Origin of the sequence: Paenibacillus sp. NPDC056722, from assembly GCF_042790635.1 — a bacterium.
Taxonomy (GTDB): domain Bacteria; phylum Bacillota; class Bacilli; order Paenibacillales; family Paenibacillaceae; genus Paenibacillus_AQ; species Paenibacillus_AQ agri.
This window is the reverse complement of the sequence record NZ_JBHTYV010000002.1, coordinates 764,042-783,096: the sequence shown is the minus strand read 5'-3', so window position 1 is coordinate 783,096 and position 19,055 is coordinate 764,042. Positions and strand designations below refer to the sequence as shown.

The 19,055-nt window shown below is 47.1% G+C and carries 15 protein-coding genes; 13 read left to right on the top strand and 2 right to left on the bottom strand.

The window, feature by feature from the left end:
- Positions 1 to 275: 275 nt before the first annotated feature.
- Genes infC through rplT form a run of 3 tightly spaced genes read left to right on the top strand, consistent with a single transcriptional unit; the run spans position 276 to position 1,423 of the window.
- Positions 276 to 773 (top strand): translation initiation factor IF-3, encoded by a 498-nt coding sequence (gene infC / locus ACFRAM_RS07820; RefSeq protein ID WP_175370004.1) that lies wholly within the window; start codon positions 276 to 278, stop codon positions 771 to 773.
- Positions 774 to 831: 58 nt separating this feature from the next.
- Complete coding sequence (rpmI, locus tag ACFRAM_RS07815; protein WP_066373235.1) at positions 832 to 1,029, top strand: 50S ribosomal protein L35; 198 nt, start codon at positions 832 to 834, stop codon at positions 1,027 to 1,029.
- 34 nt (positions 1,030 to 1,063) lie between these two features.
- Positions 1,064 to 1,423, top strand: a complete 360-nt coding sequence (rplT, locus tag ACFRAM_RS07810) for a 50S ribosomal protein L20 (RefSeq protein WP_066373240.1) — start codon at positions 1,064 to 1,066, stop codon at positions 1,421 to 1,423.
- 145 nt (positions 1,424 to 1,568) lie between these two features.
- Here the strand turns inward: rplT and ACFRAM_RS07805 are convergent, their stop codons facing one another.
- Positions 1,569 to 2,114: an acyl-CoA thioesterase gene (locus ACFRAM_RS07805; RefSeq protein WP_379465376.1), complete on the bottom strand. Its 546-nt coding sequence runs from the start codon at positions 2,112 to 2,114 to the stop codon at positions 1,569 to 1,571.
- Between the two features lie 307 nt (positions 2,115 to 2,421).
- Here ACFRAM_RS07805 and ACFRAM_RS07800 point away from each other — a divergent pair, with 307 nt between their 5' ends.
- From ACFRAM_RS07800 to ACFRAM_RS07780, 5 genes are all read left to right on the top strand, one after another.
- Positions 2,422 to 3,462 (top strand): BMP family lipoprotein, encoded by a 1,041-nt coding sequence (locus ACFRAM_RS07800; RefSeq protein WP_379465374.1) that lies wholly within the window; start codon positions 2,422 to 2,424, stop codon positions 3,460 to 3,462.
- A 195-nt stretch (positions 3,463 to 3,657) separates the two neighbouring features.
- Positions 3,658 to 5,196: an ABC transporter ATP-binding protein gene (locus tag ACFRAM_RS07795; protein WP_175370007.1), complete on the top strand. Its 1,539-nt coding sequence runs from the start codon at positions 3,658 to 3,660 to the stop codon at positions 5,194 to 5,196.
- A complete protein-coding gene (locus ACFRAM_RS07790; RefSeq protein WP_379465372.1) occupies positions 5,189 to 6,262 on the top strand; it encodes an ABC transporter permease in 1,074 nt (357 codons plus the stop codon). Before ACFRAM_RS07795 ends, ACFRAM_RS07790 begins: the two co-directional genes overlap by 8 nt.
- Positions 6,263 to 7,222 carry an ABC transporter permease gene (locus tag ACFRAM_RS07785; RefSeq protein WP_379465370.1) on the top strand — a complete coding sequence of 320 codons (960 nt, stop codon included), beginning with the start codon at positions 6,263 to 6,265 and terminating at the stop codon, positions 7,220 to 7,222.
- Positions 7,223 to 7,478: 256 nt separating this feature from the next.
- Positions 7,479 to 7,799, top strand: coding sequence for a hypothetical protein (locus ACFRAM_RS07780; RefSeq protein ID WP_379465368.1), 321 nt, complete (start codon positions 7,479 to 7,481; stop codon positions 7,797 to 7,799).
- Positions 7,800 to 7,820: 21 nt separating this feature from the next.
- Here the strand turns inward: ACFRAM_RS07780 and ACFRAM_RS07775 are convergent, their stop codons facing one another.
- On the bottom strand, positions 7,821 to 8,267 hold the full coding sequence (locus ACFRAM_RS07775) for a GNAT family N-acetyltransferase (RefSeq protein WP_379465366.1): 447 nt from the start codon (positions 8,265 to 8,267) through the stop codon (positions 7,821 to 7,823).
- A gap of 598 nt (positions 8,268 to 8,865) precedes the next feature.
- Here ACFRAM_RS07775 and ilvB point away from each other — a divergent pair.
- The 5 genes from ilvB to ACFRAM_RS07750 all read left to right on the top strand — a co-directional run bounded on the left by ilvB (position 8,866) and on the right by ACFRAM_RS07750 (position 18,944).
- On the top strand, positions 8,866 to 10,608 hold the full coding sequence (ilvB, locus tag ACFRAM_RS07770; protein ID WP_379465364.1) for a biosynthetic-type acetolactate synthase large subunit: 1,743 nt from the start codon (positions 8,866 to 8,868) through the stop codon (positions 10,606 to 10,608).
- Between the two features lie 5 nt (positions 10,609 to 10,613).
- Positions 10,614 to 11,093, top strand: coding sequence for an acetolactate synthase small subunit (ilvN, locus tag ACFRAM_RS07765; protein WP_379465540.1), 480 nt, complete (start codon positions 10,614 to 10,616; stop codon positions 11,091 to 11,093).
- Positions 11,094 to 11,293: 200 nt separating this feature from the next.
- Positions 11,294 to 12,286: a ketol-acid reductoisomerase gene (ilvC, locus tag ACFRAM_RS07760; RefSeq protein ID WP_066373257.1), complete on the top strand. Its 993-nt coding sequence runs from the start codon at positions 11,294 to 11,296 to the stop codon at positions 12,284 to 12,286.
- A 110-nt stretch (positions 12,287 to 12,396) separates the two neighbouring features.
- Positions 12,397 to 13,938: a 2-isopropylmalate synthase gene (locus ACFRAM_RS07755; protein WP_379465363.1), complete on the top strand. Its 1,542-nt coding sequence runs from the start codon at positions 12,397 to 12,399 to the stop codon at positions 13,936 to 13,938.
- 305 nt (positions 13,939 to 14,243) lie between these two features.
- Positions 14,244 to 18,944 (top strand): collagen binding domain-containing protein, encoded by a 4,701-nt coding sequence (locus ACFRAM_RS07750; RefSeq protein ID WP_379465362.1) that lies wholly within the window; start codon positions 14,244 to 14,246, stop codon positions 18,942 to 18,944.
- The last annotated feature ends 111 nt before the right edge of the window (positions 18,945 to 19,055 follow it).

The window sequence follows — 19,055 nt, the reverse complement described above, 5'->3', positions numbered from 1 at the left end:
TCGTAAAATATCGAAAATCTATTGACATTCATACGGGCAACAGTGTATAGTATTCAAGTATGCAAAACATAGAGATTGCAAGCAGAAGCACCGGCTTCTCACCTGACTGGCATTATGCTAGCTGGTTTTGATCTCAATGCTTTATGAATGTTAATGTTCATGAACGTTGATCAAACAGGGGTGTCGGGAGTTAACCGGCATCCCTTTTTTATGAAGTTGTGCTGAAGTTTATTGTTAACAAGATCCGGAGGTGGAGAGTTATCAGTAAGGAACATATGATCAATGATGAAATTCGGGCCAAAGAGGTTCGGTTGGTAGGTGCGGAAGGTGAGCAAATCGGAATCAAACCGATCCGCGAGGCACTGCAAATGGCGATCGATCTTAATCTGGATTTAGTCAATGTAGCGCCGCAGGCGAAACCGCCGGTATGCCGCATCATGGATTACGGCAAGTTCCGTTATGAGACGCAGAAGAAAGAGAAGGAAGCGCGTAAGAACCAGAAGATCGTTGATATCAAGGAAGTCTGGTTCCGTGCCAACATTGAGGAACATGATTATCAAACCAAGTTCCGCAACGTGGTTAAATTCCTGGGCGAAGGCGATAAGGTGAAGTGCTCCGTACGTTTCCGCGGACGTGAGATTACACATGCCAATATCGGCCAGAAGATCCTGGAGCGCGTCAAGAATGAAGTTGCTGAGATCTCTGTTGTGGAACGCCAGCCTAAGCTGGAAGGTCGCAGCATGATCATGATTTTGGCTCCTAAGCCTCAATAACCCCGGAACCATTTTGCAATGCAAAGTGGCGCCACATAATATTCAAGGAGGAAACACAATGCCTAAAATGAAAACACATAGCAGCCTTAAAGGCCGCTTCAAAATTACCGGAACTGGTAAAGTAACACGTTACAAAGCACACAGAAATCACTTGCTTTCCCACAAATCCAAACGTGCGAAGCGCGTATTGGGTACGAACCCTGTTATGGCCCCTGGGGATGTAAGACGTTTGAAACAACAATTGGGTAATTTGTAATAGTTTACTACACATTTTTGGGAGGTTTATTAATATGGCAAGAGTTAAAGGCGGATTCGTCGTTCGTCGTAAACATAAAAAAGTATTGAAGTTGGCAAAAGGTTATTTCGGTTCTAAACACCGCATTTTCAAAACAGCTAAAGAACAAGTAATGAAATCGATGGTTTACGCATACCGCGACCGTCGTCAAACTAAACGTAACTTCCGCAGACTGTGGATCGTTCGTATCAATGCTGCAGCTCGTTTGAACGGTTTGTCTTACAGCAAACTTGTACACGGCCTGAAATTGGCTGGCGTAGAAGTAAACCGTAAGATGCTGGCTGACCTGGCTGTTAATGATCTTAACGCATTCAACTCACTTGCAGTTGTAGCTAAAGAGAAAATCAACGCGTAAGTGTTGTAATATAACCGAAAAGCACCGCTATACGGGGAACCCGCAGGCGGTGCTTTTTTGTGGGATAAGAGAGCTCTTTCGAGATTTCGGTTAAGGCTGAGACTTGCCCGCAAACCTGTTTTGGGTTTTTTATGGCGTAAAGGACCTACTCCCAGTATTTGGTTGTGTTGAGCTGGAGAGCAAGCTTTTTGCTAATGCCCCGTCTGACTTTCCGCAGTTCGGCACGTTCTTCAGCCGACTCGCTGATCAGCTTCTCTTCATCGGTCTCAGGAATGACTGCTGGTACTGGGGCTGGCTGACCGTCCTCGCCGATGGCTACAAACGTCAGGAACGACGTCGCTGCAACAGCACGTTCTCCGGTGTAGAGGTTCTCGGCGATGATTTTAACGAATACTTCGATACTGGTACGTCCGGTCCAGGAGACGAAGGATTCGAAGCATACGGAATCGCTCGGTTCGATTGGGCGCAGGAAATCCACGGAATCGGTGGAAGCAGTGACGACGTTGATCCGGCAATGCCGCATAGCTGAAATAGAAGCAACTTCATCTATGCCGCTCATGAGCTTGCCGCCGAATAATGTTTTGTGATTATTTACATCATTTGGGAAGACTCGTCCGGTTTTGAATACACGGGATTCCCGGCAGTATTTAAAGGCGGGAGCCGCCGCTGGGGTTTCTTTGTTTTCATTCATTTTCTGAAACTTCCTTTCCGGCTTTGTAAGCACTCATGATAATAGAAATTGCGATTCTGTGCAATAATATTAAAACGAAGAAAGCGAAAGCTGCTGCAGAGTTTTCGACCTATCTAACGTGTTTTGTATGCTTTTGTTACATAATATGACAAGGATAGCGCTTTCTTGAGTCGAAAAGACAAATTATTATTGACCTTCGGTCATTAATAGACTGGATTTTAGCATTTTTTGCAGGTATAATTTGAGCTAATGGATGTCCAACCAGAAACACAGAGGACGACCAATTTTCTAAGGGGGATCACTATCAATGAAAAAGGTTTTCAAGCTGTCTCTCGTTATGCTGCTTGCGTTCACAGTAGTCTTGGCAGGCTGCGGTAAAGACAAAAACACCAACACTAACACAGGTGCAAACGGTGGAGAAGCCGCTCCTAAATCCGATGTTAAAGTCGGTATGGTTACTGACGTAGGTGGAGTTAACGACAAATCCTTTAACCAATCCGCATGGGAATCGCTGCAAGCCCTTCAGAAGGAACAAGGTGTAGAAGTTAAATACCTTCAAAGTAAATCCAATGCAGACTACCAGCCAAACCTGAATCAATTCGTTAAGGGTGGATACAACCTGACATGGGGTATCGGTTTTGACCTTGGCGATGCTATTAAAGTAGTAGCTGATGAAAACCCTAACGCAAACCTGGCAATCATCGACAGCGTTGTAGATGCTCCTAACGTTGAATCCGTTACTTTTGCTGAGAACGAAGGTTCTTTCTTGGTGGGTGTTGTTGCAGGTCTGACAACTAAATCTAACAAAGTAGCTTTTGTTGGCGGTATGGAAAGCCCGGTTATCAAACGTTTTGCAGCTGGTTTCAAAGCTGGCGTTCTTGAAGTAAATCCAAGCGCTGATGTGAAAATCACGTATGCAGGTGCTTTTGACAAGCCTGATACTGGTAAGTCCCTGGCAGCTACATTGTATGATTCCGGCGCGGACATTATCTTCCCTGCTGCAGGCGCAACAGGAACTGGTGTGTTCAACGAAGCTAAATCCCGTAACAAATCAGGCGGTTCCAAAGTATGGGTTATCGGTGTAGACAAAGACCAATCTCTGGAATTTGGCGATGATGTAACCCTGACTTCTATGATCAAACGCGTAGACGAAGCTGTTAAGAAAGTATCCCTACAAGTTGTTGACGGTACCTTTAAAGGCGGCACACATACTGTTCTTGGTTTGAAAGACAATGGCGTAGGTCTTCCTGAAACTTCGAAGGCTAACGTAACTCCGGAAATTCTGGCTAAAGTAGATGAGTACAAGCAACAAATCATCGACGGCAAGATCACAGTTCCTGCCGAGTAATATTGCCTCACCTTTTTCGTGTATTACACAATAGTACAAGGGAGCAAGGCCGGTTATACAGCTGGCCTTGTTCTTTGGTTAAAGCGCTAATTTGTAAATAAGTAACCAGTGATGCCGTCCTCGATAGGGCGGTAAAACGATTTCTAAGAGAGTTTCTTACTCCGCTGTATTATATTCTGTGATGAGGGTGATTCCATGAGTGCTGCGGCTCCAGTCGTAGAGTTGAAGCAAATCACAAAACGTTTTCCTGGTATTGTCGCCAACGATTCCATCAGCCTGACGCTTGAAAAAGGGGAAATCCACGCATTGCTCGGTGAGAACGGGGCAGGAAAGTCCACTTTGATGAACATCGTATTTGGGCTGTATCAACCAGATGAAGGCAGTATTGAGATTGACGGGAAACCGGTGATGATCGATAGTCCGAATAAAGCCATTGAGCTCGGTATCGGTATGGTTCACCAGCATTTCAAGCTAGTAGATCCTTTTACGGTTACCGAGAACATTGTTCTTGGCATGGAACCGAAAAAAGGTCTTAAAATCGACTATAAATCCGCTGCGGAGCAGGTTCGGAAACTGTCTGAGCAGTATGGACTTCAAGTCAATCCAAATGCCAAAATCCATGATATTTCTGTAGGCATGCAGCAACGGGTTGAAATCATGAAGACCCTGTACCGTGGAGCGGATATTCTCATATTTGACGAGCCAACTGCTGTGCTTACGCCGCAGGAGATTACAGAGTTAATGGCTATCATGAAACGACTCGTTGCTGAGGGTAAATCCATTATTTTGATTACTCACAAGCTTAAGGAAATCATGCAGATCTCCGATCGGGTTACCATTATTCGTCGCGGAAAAGTTATTGATACCGTCAAGACTTCTGAGACTAATCCCAATGAACTGGCCGAGAAAATGGTCGGACGCGGGGTAACCTTTAAAGTGGACAAGAAGCCTCCGGAAATTGGTACAGCCGTGCTGAAGCTGAATGATGTCAACAGCAAGAATAAAGATGGCGTGCCTGTATTGAATGGACTTACCTTTGAAGTTAAAGCAGGCGAGATTCTGGGGATTGCCGGTGTCGATGGCAATGGACAGAGTGAGTTGATTCAGGCGATTACCGGTCTGCGCAAGATTGATTCCGGTTCCATTACTATGGAAGGCCAGGAGATCGCGAACCTCTCCCCGCGTAAAGTTACCGAGAAGAATATCTCCCATATACCAGAAGACCGCCATAAACACGGCCTTGTCCTTGATTTCTCAATGAGTGAGAATATGGTGCTGGAGACCTACTATCAGAAGCCATATAACCAAAATGGATTTTTGAATTATGACATTATTAACAAGCATGCAGGAGAGCTTATCCAGCAATTCGACGTGCGGACGCCGTCTTTGGAGACTAAGGCGCGTTCTTTGTCCGGGGGTAATCAGCAAAAAGCGATTATTGCGCGGGAAATAGATAAAAATCCGACATTACTCATCGCGGCTCAGCCAACCCGTGGTCTTGATGTGGGTGCGATTGAATTTGTGCAAAAGCAGCTTATTGCTCAGCGTGATCAAGGCAAAGCCGTTCTACTCATTTCCTTTGAGCTGGACGAAATTATGAACGTTTCCGACAGAATCGCCGTTATTTATGAAGGACAGATTGTCGGCGAAGTGTACCCGCAGGATACAAACGACCAGGAACTGGGTCTGATGATGGCGGGCAGCTTGAAGCGGGGAGGGAAGACGGTTGAATAAGCTTAGAAAAATCTTTGCGACAGACAGCTACATTATTCCTCTTGTCGCGATTGTTCTTGGATTTCTAGTTGGCGCTATTGTCATGCTAGCTGGCGGATATGATCCGATTGCAGCATACTCTGCGCTGTTTAAACGCGTATTCGGCAGCACATATGACATCGGGGAAGCCATCCGTGAGATGACGCCGCTTATGCTGACCGGACTTGCAGTAGCCTTTGCATTCCGTTCAGGGATGTTCAATATTGGTGCGGATGGACAAGTTCTGATTGGGATGACAGCTGCATCGGTAGTCGGCATTAAGCTGGCTGCTCTGCCATCCTTCCTGCTTGTTCCACTGGCGGTGATTGCTGCCGGACTTTGCGGCGGTATATGGGCCGGGATTGCCGGTTACCTTAAGGCCAAGCGTGGGATTAACGAAGTTATTACCACCATTATGTTGAACTGGATCGCATTGTTCTTTGCGAATTATATTGTTAGAACCTTCTTGCTAATTCCGGGTCAGAACCGTTCGGAAGATATTCCCGCTTCGCTCTCTATGACCTTCCTTAATTCTTTCTTCGACAATGCCCGTCTCCACTGGGGAACAGCCATTGCGTTAGCAGCGGCCGTCTTCTTCTATGTTTATCTGTGGAAAACAAAACAAGGATACGAAATGCGTGCGGTGGGTCTCAATCCAAATGCTGCAGAGTATGCCGGGATGAATGTCGGCCGGAATGTCATTAAAGCGATGTTTATTAGTGGGGTATTCGCGGGCTTAGCCGGAGCAGGTGAAGTCCTTGGTGTATTCCATTACCAATCCGTCTTTGCAGGTTCGCCGGGCTATGGCTTCGATGGTATCGCGGTAGCACTGCTTGGTTTGACCCATCCGTTTGGTGTCATTTTGGCAGCAATATTGTATGGTACGCTAACCTACGGTGCTGCGGGTATGAGTTTTGGTGCGGACGTGCCGCCTGAGCTGATCCGTATCGTTATCGGTTCGATTATTTTCTTCATTGCTGCACAAGGTATTGTGCGCTGGGTACTCAAACCATTTTACTTCAAGCGCAAGAAAGAGAAGGTGTTATAGATGGATGTGCTGACGCTATTAGGCCAATTGCTCAATACGACGCTTGTATTTTCCACAGCGCTCATTTTCGCCTCCCTCGGCGGCATCTTCTCGGAACGCTCCGGTGTAGTTAACATTGGGCTTGAAGGTTTGATGATGTTTGGTGCGTTTGCCGCTGCTGTAGGGGGATATTATGCCCAAGAAGCTGGCATGGGTGATTTAGCACCTTGGGTAGGGGTGCTGTCTGCAATGGCAGTGGGGATTATCGGTTCCTTAATTCATGCTGTTGCCTCCATTACGTTCAAAGCAGATCAGACTATCAGTGGTACGGTGATCAACTTCTTGGCAGCAGGCAGTACGCTTTACATGGTAAAGCTGTTGTTTGAAGGCTCAGGGGAGACTCCATTGCTGGATGGATTCAGCAAGTTTGCTATTCCAGGTCTGTCCAAAATTCCAATTATCGGAGAAGGGATCTTCAATTCCTATCCGACGACTTATCTGGCCATTGTCCTGGTGATCATTGTATATCTGGTGCTCTTCAAGACGCCGTTTGGTCTTCGTTTGCGAGCTGTGGGTGAGCATCCGAGTGCTGCGGACACGCTGGGTGTCAATGTAAACAGAATGCGGTATATTGGCGTAATGATGAGTGGTATGCTCGCTGGTATTGGCGGTGCAACAATTACATTGACCACAACGGGAACCTTTGCCCATAATACGATTTCAGGTCAAGGCTTCATCGCTATTGCAGCGATGATCTTCGGAAAGTGGAACCCGCTGGGTGCCTTTGGTGCGGCCGTATTCTTCGGCTTCTCCCAAGCGATCCGCAACTACGTACAATTGTTCGAATGGTCCAAGAACATTCCTCAGGAATTTATCTATATGATTCCTTATGTGCTGACAATTATCGTGCTTGTAAGTACTGTAGGACGTTCGTCTGCTCCCAAAGCGCTGGGACAAGCGTACGATCCAAGTAAACGTTAGGTTAGAGCAGCAGTGTTAGAGTAATACAGTTCAAGCCGCATTTCCGGTATTGCCGGGGATGCGGCTTTTTTTATTCCCATTTTAGACTTTCATCCAAAGTAAACTCAGCAGAACAGGCGGATGAACAGGCAGGCATCTTATCCAGTGAATACATTGTTTTGAAGATGCAAGTAAAAGGCTGAGAGCAGAGTCAATATGATTGCGAAGACCATTCGATGCACGGATAGACTTCGTACAACTTTTGAGGAGGGGTATTATGGCACAGGCGGTTACCAAAAAGCAAGTCATGAAGCTGGTTGGTAAACATATCGTAGCAGTGAAAAAAGATGGAACGAAGGTATCGGGCAAATTGGTCCGCATTTCTGGAAATCGTTTGATCTTGCAGCGTTCCAGTGGCAAAAAAGTACAAACAAAGGCACTGATTCCACTGGTACTGTTTGATTTGCTGGCTGTAGGGACGGCTCCATACGCCTATGGAGGATACGGTGGTGCGCCTTATGGCGGCGGATATGGCTATGGCGGTTACGGCCCTGGATATGGGTATGGTGGATCCCCTTATCCTTATGGATTTTACTAAAGTCTTATAGCCTCATGGGTCTCAGAGTAATTGTTTTTCCATCTCGTAGATGCAGCTCTGTCTATGATAACGGGTCGTCGTGTAGCCTAGCTTACGATAAAAGGTAAGGCCAGCTGTATTCCCGGAATCGACCGATAACTTGGCCCGCTGGCACCCGCGTGATAGTGCAAATCGCTCTGCCCGATCCATGAGCAGATTCCCCCAGCGTTTGCGCCGAGCGGCGGGTGTGATGGCCAGCATGTCGATATATAGCAGATCCCCGTGCAGCATAAAGTGGACAAATCCCAGCGGATCACTTTCGTAATCGGTACAGGCAACAAGCGTCACACCGTGCCCCATCCGGCGGGGCAAATCTTTTCGTACCTGGGAAATCACTTTTTTCGGCAGATGGGATAATGGGACGAGCTGTTTCTCGATCAGATCGAGGATGACGGCATCGTCCTGTTTCGGTCTGCGGTAACGGATCATATGGCGCCCCCTTTCCACGCATTGTCGTACATCATATGACAGCAGGAGGGGGAAGCGTTCCGTAAGGGCGCAGGGGAGGAAAAACTTTTTTAAAAATATGGGTATTGACTAATCCGTGTGAGGAATCATATAATGTGTCTAAACATTTTAACGAGCATACATGTATCGGCAATGATGAGGACGAAGTTTTAAGGGCTCTTTTGCTCAGAGAGTGTGAGGATTTGCTGCAACCTCCACCGAAATCCCTTATATACGAGCTCACCTCGGAGCTGTTTTCCTGAAAGGTCCATCAGTAAGAGCGGTGGAATTATTAGGGGGAATCGTTTAGTCCGCGTTAGGGACTTCAGGTTACAAAGATTGGGCCCTGCCTACATCGATGGATTTTTGTATACCTGATAAGGCATTTCATCGCGAGATGAATGCAAACATGGGTGGTACCACGGAAGATCAACCTTTCGTCCCTCACACGCTTAATTTGCGTGTGGGAGGCGAAAGGTTTTTTTGTTGTTAAGGAAAGCCGCCCCTAACTAAAGTTGTTGTTAAATTGACGGTCCGTCATTTTGAATACTGAACGTTAAACATCGAAGGAGGAAGACTGATGAGCGCGCAAATACCGAAACTGCGATCGACAGATGAGTTACGTGAGAAATGGAAACAGCCGGAGGTCATTACCGGATCGGAGATTCTACTCCGCAGTCTTGTACTCGAGGGCGTAGATACCGTATTTGGATATCCGGGTGGTGCAGTACTGTACATCTACGACGCACTGCACGGCTTTAAAGATTTCAATCATATTCTTACTCGTCATGAGCAAGGTGCCATCCACGCAGCAGACGGCTACGCTAGAGCAAGCGGCAAGCCCGGCGTTTGTATCGCGACCTCGGGACCAGGGGCAACTAACCTGGTAACAGGTATCGCGACCGCGTTCATGGATTCTGTACCATTGGTTGTTATTACGGGTAACGTATTCTCTAGCCTAATTGGTACAGATGCGTTCCAGGAGGCAGACATTACCGGTATTACGATGCCAATTACGAAGCACAGCTATCTGGTACGCGATGTTGAGGATCTGCCACGTGTGATTCACGAAGCGTTCCATGTTGCAAACACAGGTCGCAAAGGTCCTGTCCTTATCGACATTCCGAAGGATGTATCGGCAGCGAAAACGCTGTTCACTCCGGTGCAAGGTGTTAACCTTCGTGGATACAACCCGCGAACTGTACCCAACAAGCTGCAGCTTGACAAGCTCGTGAAAGCTATCTCGGAAGCTGAGCGCCCGATTATCATTGCAGGCGGCGGAGTTATCTACTCCGGAGCACATGAAGAGATGCTGGAATTTGTCAAACGTACTGAAATTCCAATCACGACGACATTGCTAGGCCTGGGCTGTTTCCCAAGCGGCGAAGACCTGTGGATGGGAATGCCGGGAATGCACGGCACCTATACTGCCAACAACGCCATTCAGCAATGTGATCTGCTCATTAATATCGGTGCCCGGTTCGACGACCGTGTAACAGGGAAGCTGGACGGCTTTGCGCCAAAAGCTAAAATTGTACACATTGACATTGACCCGGCTGAGATCGGCAAGAACGTAACGCCTGACATTCCGATTGTAGGTGATGTGAAGACTGTTCTGGAAATGCTGAATCCAGAAGTAGGACGCGCAGCTAACGCGGACGCCTGGAGAACACAGATCGCGCAGTGGAAGCAGGATAAACCGCTTCGCTACAACGATTCTGAGACAGAATTGAAGCCGCAATGGGTTATCGAGATGATCAATGACACCACTAAAGGTGAAGCGATTGTAACGACAGACGTTGGTCAACACCAAATGTGGGCGGCACAGTACTACAAGTTCAATCATCCACGTTCATGGATCACCTCTGGCGGTCTTGGAACGATGGGCTTTGGATTCCCATCCGCAATCGGCGCGCAAATGGCGCACCCGGAACGGTTAGTAGTATCCATTAACGGAGACGGCGGCATGCAAATGTGTTCTCAGGAACTTGCGATTTGCGCCATTCACAATATACCGGTCAAAATTGTAGTAATCAATAATGAAGTGCTCGGCATGGTTCGTCAATGGCAGAACCTCATCTATGAGAAGCGTTACAGCTATACAGATCTGGCAGGCAGCCCGAACTTCGTCAAGCTGGCTGAAGCGTATGGTGTAAAAGGTCTTAGAGCCACCAACAAAGAAGAAGCAAGAGCGGCATGGCAGGAAGCGATGGAAACACCGGGTCCAGTATTGGTAGAATTCGTTGTTCCTAAGGACGAGAATGTCTATCCAATGGTTACCCAAGGCTCAACCATCGATCAAATGCTGATGGGGGATGAATAACTGTGATGAAACATACGATTGCTGTGCTTGTGAATGACCAGCCAGGTGTGCTGCAGCGGGTATCCGGTTTGTTCGGACGCCGGGGCTATAATATTGAGAGTATTACTGTGGGGCAGTCTGAAGAAGAAGGACTTTCCCGGATGGTTATCGTTACCTGGGGTGACGCCAGCACCCTGGAACAGATCGAGAAGCAGCTTTACAAGCTGATCGATGTCATCAAGGTTGTGGACCTCAGCTCCAAACCAATGGTGGCGAGAGAGCTTGCCTTGATTAAGGTGAAGGCAGAGCCGTCGGAGCGTCCGGAAATCATGGGCGTGGTGGAGACTTTCCGGGCTGCTGTTATTGATATCGGTAGCACTAGTCTACTTGTACAGGTCGTTGGAGACACCGATAAAATCGATGCCATGATTGAGCTGCTCAAGCCTTACGGCATTAAAGAACTGTCGCGTACAGGGGTTACAGCCATGGTTCGCGGCAACGCCTAAAGGTTGTATTTTACGGCTTTAGCGAATTACTGCTTGGTTGCTTTAACGAGATGTGATATAACGGTATAACGAGATTATGAAAAAATGACATGCCCGCTAAAGAGCGGGGGCTTGAGGAGCAGCTTAAGGATTCCTTCAGCCAGATGCTCTTGAAGCACCCGCTCTTTACGATGGGTCCAATTTAAAGGAGGATATTGACAATGGCAGTGACAACGTACTATGAACAGGATGCAGAACTTAGCGTATTAAAAGGGAAGACAATTGCGGTAATCGGTTATGGTAGCCAAGGGCATGCCCAAGCACAAAACCTTCGTGATAGTGGTCTTCAGGTTGTCATCGGCCTGCGTGAAGGCAAATCCTTCAACACAGCTAAAAATGACGGCTTTGAAGTATTGTCCGTAGCAGAAGCAGTATCCCGTGCTGATGTAGTGCAAATTCTGATGCCGGATGAAACACAGGCGTCCGTATATAAGAATGACATCGAGCCTAACCTCAAAAAAGGCGCAGCGCTGATGTTCTCCCACGGCTTTAACGTACATTTTGGCCAAATCGTAGCACCTAAGGATGCTGACGTGCTGCTCGTGGCACCGAAATCCCCTGGACACATGGTTCGCCGCACATATGTAGAAGGCTTCGGAGTTCCTGGACTGATCGCAATTGAGCAAGATGCAACTGGACAAGCAAAAGAAATCGGTCTGGCTTATGCGAAAGGTATCGGTTGTACTCGTGCCGGAGTAATCCAAACTTCCTTCCGTGAAGAAACCGAAACTGACTTGTTCGGTGAGCAAGCTGTCCTTTGCGGTGGTGTATCCGCACTGATCAAAGCAGGTTTCGAAACATTGACTGAAGCAGGTTATGCTCCTGAGATGGCTTACTTCGAGTGCTTGCACGAGTTGAAGCTGATCGTTGACCTTGTATATGAAGGCGGATTGGCTAGCATGCGCGATTCCATCAGTAACACAGCTGAATACGGTGACTATGTAACTGGTCCTCGTATTGTTACTGAAGACACTAAGAAAGCAATGAAGGCTGTACTTACCGATATCCAACAAGGTAAATTTGCTCGCGACTTTATCTTGGAGAACCAATCCGGTAATGCTTTCTTGACAGCAACTCGCCGCAACGAAGCTGCTCACCCGGTAGAAGTAGTTGGCGGTCAATTGCGTGAAATGATGCACTGGATCAAGAAATAAGCACATATAAATAAGGTAACATTGAAATCTATATGGTAATCCCCAGATGCGGCCGTTCACCAACGAGCCGCATTTGAGGGTTTTAGCCCAATTTTCAGGAGGTGCTCCGCATGCGGAAAATTTATGTGTTCGATACGACACTGCGCGATGGAGAGCAGTCGCCGGGTGTGAACCTGAACACGCTTGAAAAAGTGGAAATCGCCCATCAGCTTGAAAAGCTTGGGATTGACCGCATGGAAGCGGGATTTCCAGCTGCCTCGCCGGGTGATCTGGCGGCAGTCAACGCGGTAGCCAGAGCTGTCAAGAATGCGACGGTAATCGGGTTGTCCCGTTCAAGAGAAGCGGATATTGATGCAGTTAAAGAGGCTTTGCAAGGCGCACAAGATCCTTGCATTCACATTTTCCTCGCAACTTCGCCCATTCACCGGAAGCATAAGCTGCGGATGGATAAGGCTCAGGTGCTGGAAACAGCCCAGTCAGCGATCCGTTATGCTAAGAAACATTTTTCCAAGCTGGAGTTCTCTCTTGAGGATGCTGGCCGTACTGAATATGATTTTCTGGCAGAAGTGGTTGGCATGGCCGTCCGTGAAGGAGCGAATGTGGTCAACATCCCGGATACGGTGGGTTATTTGAACCCTTCGGAATACGGAGCGATCTTCAAGTATCTGAAAGAAAATGTGCCTGACATCGAGCGGGTGCAGCTCAGCGCGCATTGCCATAACGACCTTGGCATGGCTACGGCGAATACCCTTGCGGCGATCCAGAATGGTGCAGACCAGATTGAGGGTACGATCAACGGTATCGGCGAACGCGCCGGGAATACTGCTATCGAAGAGGTGGCGCTTGCTCTGGAGACGCGGAGCGAATTCTTCGGAGCGAAGACTTCCCTTGTACTATCGGAGATATCCCGTACCAGTCGTTTGGTTAGCAAATTGACCGGTATGGTCGTTCCAGGGAACAAAGCGATTGTAGGTGCGAATGCATTCGCCCATGAATCGGGCATTCATCAGGATGGTATGCTGAAGGAGAAGACGACTTACGAGATCATGACTCCGGAGACCATCGGTTTGAAGGAAAGCAAGCTTGTGCTCGGCAAGCACTCCGGCCGTCATGCCTTCCGTGATAAGCTGAGTGATCTTGGCTATGATCTGCCGGATGAAGATTTGAACACTGCATTTGCTAAGTTCAAGGATCTTGCGGATAAGAAGAAGGAAGTGTCCGACGAGGACATTTTGGCACTGATTGAAGAGAAGCTTGTCAAGACTCCTGAAGTGTTCCGTCTGCAGACGATTTATGTCACTTATGGTAATGAAGCCACACCAACAGCCAAGGTCGTTATCAACGGTCCTGAGGAGCAGCCGATTACTGCTTCTGCTGAAGGAAACGGTTCGGTAGATGCTATCTACAATGCCATTGATTCGGCTACAGGCGAGGAAGTCACCTTGAGTGATTATTCCATTAAATCCGTCAGCCGGGGTAAAGATGCGCAGGGTGAGGTTCATGTGGTATTGACACAGGGCATAGTTGCAGCACAGGGTAGAGGTCTCAGCACCGATATTCTGGAAGCCAGCGCCCGGGCTTATCTGGATGCGCTTAACAAGCTGATCGAGAAGCGTAAAACCTATACGCAGCGTGATCACGCTACTCTGTAAATTGAATACAATGTGCATGCATTGGATTGTTTGATGAAAGCCGTTTTGGCTATAGACATTTGTCTATGGTCAGGACGGCTTTTTTTGTTGCGTAACATGAGGATTTGGGCTTGGGACGTTTTGTTCAGAAAATGTTTAGCTGGCTGAATTAAAGTGAAATGTAGACTGTCAAAAGCTTAAAAACCTACAATAATTCAAATTTGTTTGGGGGGAGATGGAATCAGCGAGTTGGATAGGAGCAGCGTTAAGAAGGTGCAGATCGTATTTGGGAGATGACACTACGAGAAAGGGAGGCTATCTAGTTCATGAAAAGAAAGAATGCAGGAATTTGGTTGACACTTCTTCTTCTTTTTACACAGTTTTTTAATTCTTTTGGATTTAGCGCACGTGCGAGTGCAGACCCGTCCAATGAAATCAGCGAAAACATTATCACCAATGTGACTTTGGCAGTCTATGAAAATGGCCAGGTTGTGACAGATAATGTGTATAAGCTGGACTCAACAACGAAGCTAAACTTGACTTACGAATTACCGGCTGGACCGGATGGGGCAAGCAAGTATGGTGAAGGATCGACTTATACATTTACACTCCCAAATGTATTTCTAATCGATCGGGGCTATAGTGGGACCTTAGTGTACGATGAGTTTCCAGATGGCATCGGGACCTATAATGTAGGCCCTGATAATAAAGTAGTTCTTACCTTTAATAAAAATATTGAAGGTCTCTTTGATGTTAAAGGAACATTTAACATTGAATCAATCTTGAGTTCTACCCGAATTAGCGGATCTACGCAGCAGGTGATTCCTTTCCCAATTGCTGGAGATGCTAATAACTCATTTGTCCTTCACCTTAAGCCAAAGGGCGGCACTAGTATTAAAAAGGAAGGAACGCCCAAACCGCAAAAGTATAATCCGGAACGCATTGAGTGGTCGGTTGACGTCAATACGTCACTAGATGAAATTCATAATGCAATTGTAACGGATATTCTGGAGCAGGGGCTGGAGCTTGATCTTAACTCCATTTCTGTTTATAAGTTGGATGTTAATGTCAAAGGGGAAGCAACTGAAAATGGAGCCCTTAATGCAGGAGAATTTGATACGACCGGCAGTGATGCATCGAAATTGAACCTGAAGTTTGCTGCCAATCCGATCAAAGAAGCTTACCGCATTAAGTTTTCTACCAAAATTACGGATTCAGCAGGATTATCTTACCGTAATACAGCTAAATTGACAGGCGATGGAGTATCTAAAGATTCTTCTGACGTAGTTCCAGTAGACCGTGGAAAAACATTGGAGAAGAGTGCTACTGGCAACTATGATCCTGTTACAGAAACCATCCCATGGGAAATTCGTTTTAATTACAATGAAAAAACGATTCTAAAAGATGATGCTGTATTGAATGACTATTTCAACAAGTCACAGGTGCTTGATAAAGATTCTTTCCATGTCTATAAAGTAAAGCTGGATCAGGATGGAAAGGGCACCGATGATGGTGAATTGGTCTCGGGTACGGACTACACATTATCTGACCTGACAGACAAAAACAATAAGAACGGGTTCAAACTTGAATTCAGTAATGACATCAACTCGGCTTATCGTATCGTGTACAAAACCAAAGTAGCGGATCGGGTAATTAATGATGAAACCATTCATAACGATGTTACCTATGGTGATAATAATTCTGCAGGCGACCAAAAAGGCATTGGCCAGCGTGTTCTCTCCAAGAAACGTGGAGACGTAGACTATGATGCCAAGACTGTGAAATGGACGATCAAAATCAATGAAGATAAAAGAACCATGAATGAAGTGGTTCTGACCGATGTTTTTGATCGCGGGGGCTTGAAATACCTTGGAGATCTACAGATTTCGCCAAGCCAAGGAGTAGAAGGTACGGGTTACAGTATTACTCCTGTTGGCAACTCAGATTATAAGGAAAAAGATGGATTCAAAATCGAATTTAATAATCCGATCACTGAGCCGATCACAATTACTTACACTACTTCTTTTGATTCTTACAAGCTGAGAGCCGGAGAAACTGAATTTTACAATGTGGCTAATCTTGTGTGGAAAGATACAGATGGAAAAGAGCAAAAAAAGGGGGATGTATGGGATAAATTTTCTCCGCGTAATGAAGTGAAGAACAATGGGTTTAAAAACGGAGATTATGACGCGACCACCAAGAAGATTACCTGGACCGTCGGTGCGAATTATAACAAGAGAAATCTTGCCGCTGGTGCAGTACTCGAAGACCCCATTCCTGACGGTCAGAAGTATGTTGACAATAGCTTAAAAGTATACAAGTTGAGCTATGGTGCTAATGGGAATCCAAGCAATCCGAAAAATGAGGATCTAATTGATGCCAGTGAATATGCTCAGTCGGTTGTATCAGATGATCCTGATGATCCTGATGCTCCTGCAATATTAAGAGTAAAATTCAACAATGCAGTTGACTACGCTTTTTACGTTGTTTTTGATACGGAATTTGTGAATGAGGATATCAATCAATCCGAGGTAAAAAATATTGCAACTCTCAAGGATAAAGAGGGTAATGATGTATCCAAGCCACTAGAGAAAAAGCTTGATGTTCCAAAGGGTGGCGAATATATCAGCAAAACTGGTACTCAGGATACCAATGACCAGACTCAAATGAATTGGAGCATCACGATTAATGCTAACCAGTCCGATATCAATAAGGTTAAAATCGTTGATACCCCTACTCCGAATCAGATTCTGCTCCCGGATAGCTTCAAGCTCTTCAAGACTACAGTATCTAAGAACGGTACTGTAACAAAGACTAATGATAAATTAACTCGCGATGTGGACTATACGTTGGAAATCAGTTCAGATCAAACTGGAGAGACTTTTACGCTCGAGTTAAAGAACCCGATCAAAGAGGCCTATATCCTGGAGTATAATTCTATCGTAACAGCAGTCGGAAATAACGTCATAGTTAACAATCAAGTAGATTTCAGTGCTGAAGGAAAAAATGAAATTAAAAAACCGTTTACGAGCAAAAATGATATTCGTATTATCGATACTTCCGGATCGGGAAGCGGGGTTAGGGGCTCTCTCGTAGTCACAAAAACCAATGCTGACGATACTGAGAAGCTGAAGGATGCGGAATTTGCGCTGTTCCGTCTGGCTGGTACTCAGCAGACAGAGAAGAAAGAAGAAAAGACGGATTCAAATGGTATCCTGGAATTCAAGGATCTCAGAGCAGGGAAATATGTGTTAAAAGAAACAAAAGCCCCAGCGGGATACGCCTTGGATCCAACAGAGCATCCAGTGACGATCAACTCTTCAACTGCTATTGCATTAACTCTTAAAAATGATTTCAATGGGTCATTAAGAATTATAAAAGTAGCAGATGAAGACACGTCTATAAAACTGGAAGGCGCGGAATTTGAGTTGTACGATTCAAATGATCAATTAGTTGGTAGAGATACTACCAATAGTGATGGTGAGATTGTTTTCACTAAATTAAAGGGCGGAGAGTACACGCTTAAAGAAATAAAGGCGCCTACAGGTTACGTGCTGGATACTTCTCGCATCAATGTAACCATTGATCCATCACAAGAATTAAAGAAACAGGTATCTAATAAGCTGATACCGACGGCGACACCAACGCCCACAGCAACACCGTCACCAACGCCGGTAGTAACACCGACACCGACAGTGGAACCAACACCGACGCCAACGGTGGAACCAACACCGACGCCGACGGTAGCACCAACACCGACGCCGACGGTAGCACCAACACCGACACCGACGGTAGCACCAACACCGACGCCGACGGTAGCACCAACACCGACGCCAACGGTAGCACCAACACCAACGCCGACGGTAGCACCAACACCAACGCCGACGGTAGCACCAACACCGACACCGACGGTAACACCAACACCAACGCCGACGGTAGCACCAACACCGACGCCAACGCCGGTAGCAACACCGACACCGACGCCAACACCGGTAGCAACACCGACACCGACGCCAACGCCGGTAGCAACACCAACACCGACGCCAACGCCGGTAGCAACACCGACACCGACGCCAACACCGGTAGCAACACCGACACCGACGCCAACACCGGTAGCAACACCAACACCGACGCCAACGCCGGTAGCAACACCAACACCGACGCCAACGCCGGTAGCAACACCAACACCGACGCCAACACCGGTAGCAACACCAACACCAACACCAACGCCGGTAGCAACACCGACGCCAACAGCTTCGGCTACGCCTGAGACTAGCGCGTCGCCAACGGTAGCGCCGCCGACTGAAGAACCAACGGCTACACCTTCGGCCGCGCCGACAGCAACACCAGTACCGACCTCGCCGCCGACATCGACATTTGAGCCGGTAGCAACGCCTACTCCTGTACCAGGAGTCATTGTTACACCAACGCCATGGCCGTCACCGGGTGCTTCAGTAACACCATCGGCGACACCATCGGCAACACCACCGGCGACACCATCGGCAACACCACCGGCAACGCCGACAGTTGTACCAAGTGCAGGACCAACAACAACACCTGCTCAACCGACAACTCCGGCAACACCAGTCCCGCAGGTAACACCGCCTGTGAAGCAAGAGACAACGACTGAAGAAGTGCCGATTGAAGGCGAAATTCCGCTTGGAGGTGTGCCAAGTGTAGGTGATAAACCGGCACATGGTAAGGTTACCCTGAAGCCAAACGGCAAGTGGGTTTATACACCGGATCCAGGCTTTATCGGAAAAGACAAATTCACGATCATCGTGACCGATAAAGACGGAAATGAAGAAGAGATCGTCATCGAAATTGATGTTGAAGAAGTACCAAAGGGTACGGTAACAGGAGAGCCAGATGGTAATGGTAATAGTAAAGGCAAAGATGGAAAGCCTAGCGTATTGCCGAAGACTGGCGAAGACAGCCCGCTTCCGATCTACCTGGTTGGTGGATCTCTGATTATTCTCGGCTATGTACTCAGCAGAAGATTCAGAAGAGGCGGCAAACAGGAATAGAGATAAGAACTGCGTGAGATATTAAAAAGGTCTAGATTAAAGGAAAAGCGAGCCCATCTCCAGATGAAACGGAGATAGGCTCGCTTCTTTGTATAGGACCGGAATCAGCAT